Origin of the sequence: Actibacterium sp. MT2.3-13A (genome assembly GCF_018139985.1) — a bacterium.
Classification (GTDB): Bacteria; Pseudomonadota; Alphaproteobacteria; order Rhodobacterales; family Rhodobacteraceae; genus JAGSOU01.
Map to the genome: position 1 here is coordinate 1 of NZ_JAGSOU010000042.1, position 2,548 is coordinate 2,548.

Here is a 2,548-nt window from a genome sequence, read left to right on the forward strand (position 1 = left end):
CCGCCTCGGCCTCCCTCAGGATGTCGATGATCTGCGCTTCGTTGAACTTCGATGGCTTCATGGTCCGATCCTTCTGTCAGGTCGGACTCTAGCATCAACTGGAGGAACTATCGGGGGGCACAGCAGCATCACGAAGGCGCAGGAGATTGAGTGGGAGCCCGTCCAGTTCGTCGCCAGTGTGGCAAGGGCTGTCTTCTTGCGGCTGGAGCCGGCCGCGCTGGAAGCCTCGAAAGGCATGATCACCGCCCACTACACGAAGACTGCGCAGGATCCGCAATGGAGTGACGATGAGGGCCTGAAGAAGTGGAATGCCTTCATGGACAAATACCATCCCGAGGGCGACAAGGCGAGTGGGACCACTCTCGTTGGCTACAGCGTGTCGCAAGCGCTCGAACACGTGCTGAAGGCATCCTGCGACAATCTCACCCGCGCCGGCGTGATGGAAGCGGCCGGCAGCATGCAGAACGTCGAGCTGGACCTGCTGCTTCCCGGCATCACCCTCAACACCAGCGAGACGGATTATTATCCGATCGAGCAAATGCAGCTGATGCGCTTCAACGGAGAACGCTGGGAATTGTTCGGCGAGGTCATGGACGCGTCGGCAATGGCCAATTGACTGTTGCTCGCCGGATCGGAATGGAACGCGCCGTCTGGCGGGCTCAGCCGTTGGCTTGAGAGTGGCCGATAGGAAAACGTTACTGAAACACTCTTGAGAAATGCGATCCCGAGCAATGTGTTGGACATTGCCCGGTTTTTTCCCATGCGCGGCATTTTCATTGAACGCGGAACTTCGGATGAGCCTCTGGGGCTAAGCCCGGGAGGGAACGGACCCAATTTTTCGGTGCCCTTTCCCAGTAGGAACTTGGAGAAAGGCCATCGGCGGGATGACCGTCAGCATCAGAGCAGGGAATTGCCCCCGCAGCGGCTTAAGATCCCGCAGGGCTCCAACGCTGCGGCATAATTTCTCATGAATTTGAAAAATTCACAATCTGGAAAGGATGAGGAAGGAGACCCCGGCGAGGCGGACCAGACGGACGACCAGTTTCGCCGAGAGGGCATCGCGATCACCACCAAGCGGGAAACAAGCACCCGGGCCGGCGCCCCGGGTGCGTTCGGCTTGGCTTGCCACTCGGGCTTTGCCGGATCGTCGCGCACCAGCGTTGCCAGCACAATGGCTCCGTTCGGCTTGGTCAGTTACTCGGCCAGATACCCATCTCGCGGTAATAGCGGATGGCACCGGGATGATATTCGACCCCGTCATACTGTGTTGCCATCGTGTCCTTGCTGAATGAGAGGTATTGGGGCTCGCCGGTCACAAGAAATGCATTCTTGTTCGCCGCCAGCGTCTTCACCACTTTGTAGACGAGTTCCTCATCAGTCTCGGTGCTTGCGGCGATCAGAATATCGTACGCCATGGTTCGCGTTGGGTGATCGACGTATGGCAGCGGAGAGCCATGCTCGCGCTCGAAGCCTGGTCGGCCGTCGAACGTGTTTGTGGTGACGATCGAAGCGCCAGAGAAAGCTGTCGTCATCGCTGCCACCGCGTCCGGATCGTCGGGAATTTCCAACATCTTTATGCCGCGTTTCGAACGCGTTATGCCCCCCACTGCTTCGCTGTTCCGGAGCAGCGCCGGATCTAAGACGAACGACATCATGGCGCCGACCTGCCCCTCCAGGAATGCTGCGGCACCTTCGTCCATGTTCTGAACCTCGACCCCCACAACGTCACTGGTGGTCAGTCCGCCAGCTGCAAGAAGCGCGATCAGGGCATAACGCTCAGTCGCCTGGCTACCATAGCCAACCGGCACGCGCTTTCCGCGAAGTTCGGAAATGCTGTTGATGCCGGAATCGGCGCGCACAAACAGACCCACGCGAATGTCGATCAGGCGCGCCACCGCCCTCATGTTTGGAAGACCCGAGTCCTCAGACTGCTCGGTGCCATTAATCGCGGCCCGGAGTTCCTGGATATTGCCCAGGCTGAACGCGAGGTCCCCCGAACTCGTCAGAGCGAAATGCTGCTGGCTCTCGTCATAAGGCTGAGCGCGCACTTCGAGCCCGGTCCCCTGCGTTGCCACGCCTGCGATGACGGCTCCGAGATTGTTGGTCAATGATCCGGCCGGCCCCGTGCCAATACCCACCGTTTGGGCGCAGGCCATGCCGGCAACGATCATGGCGACTGCCGCGGCAGCCAGTGTACGAAATAGAGTCATCTGTACCTCCCGTTCAATTTTTTTGAAAAATTTCCCGTGCGGATCAGCCCAGCGGCCTAAGAGTGCCTCGCAAAGCCGTTTTGCCAGAGTTGTCCTGCGTGTTGATGCCTACCCCCATTCGACCAGGTGCTTGACTATCTGAATACGCCCTTCCTCGTGGAAGCTTAACCCATCCGCACGGCAGCGCCAAACCGCCGATGGCGAATGAAATCGCGTTTTTTCGTGTTTCGTTCAGTACCGCTCTTGACCTGCTCCCCTGAAATGTCCCCGTTTCAAGGTTAGCCTGTTCTCCAACCGAGGAGACCGACGATGAAGAGAAGCCGTTTCAGCGAAGGGCA

1 protein-coding gene and 1 pseudogene are annotated in these 2,548 nt (G+C 58.8%); one reads left to right on the plus strand and one right to left on the minus strand.

Annotated elements, in window-relative coordinates; all coding sequences use genetic code 11:
* Window positions 1–616: pseudogene (locus tag KCI33_RS17785) on the plus strand (hypothetical protein); the annotation flags it as partial.
* Window positions 617–1,190: 574 nt separating this feature from the next.
* On the opposite strand, the gene KCI33_RS17790 reads toward KCI33_RS17785, so the two are convergent.
* Entirely contained in the window at window positions 1,191–2,210 is a 1,020-nt protein-coding gene (locus KCI33_RS17790; protein WP_212526147.1) for a TAXI family TRAP transporter solute-binding subunit, read from the minus strand.
* Window positions 2,211–2,548 lie beyond the last annotated feature (338 nt).

Bases quoted from the DNA above. Each gene is read 5' to 3' on its own strand.
- KCI33_RS17790 (WP_212526147.1), bottom strand. From the start codon at position 2,210: ATGACTCTATTTCGTACACTGGCTGCCGCGGCAGTCGCCATGATCGTT.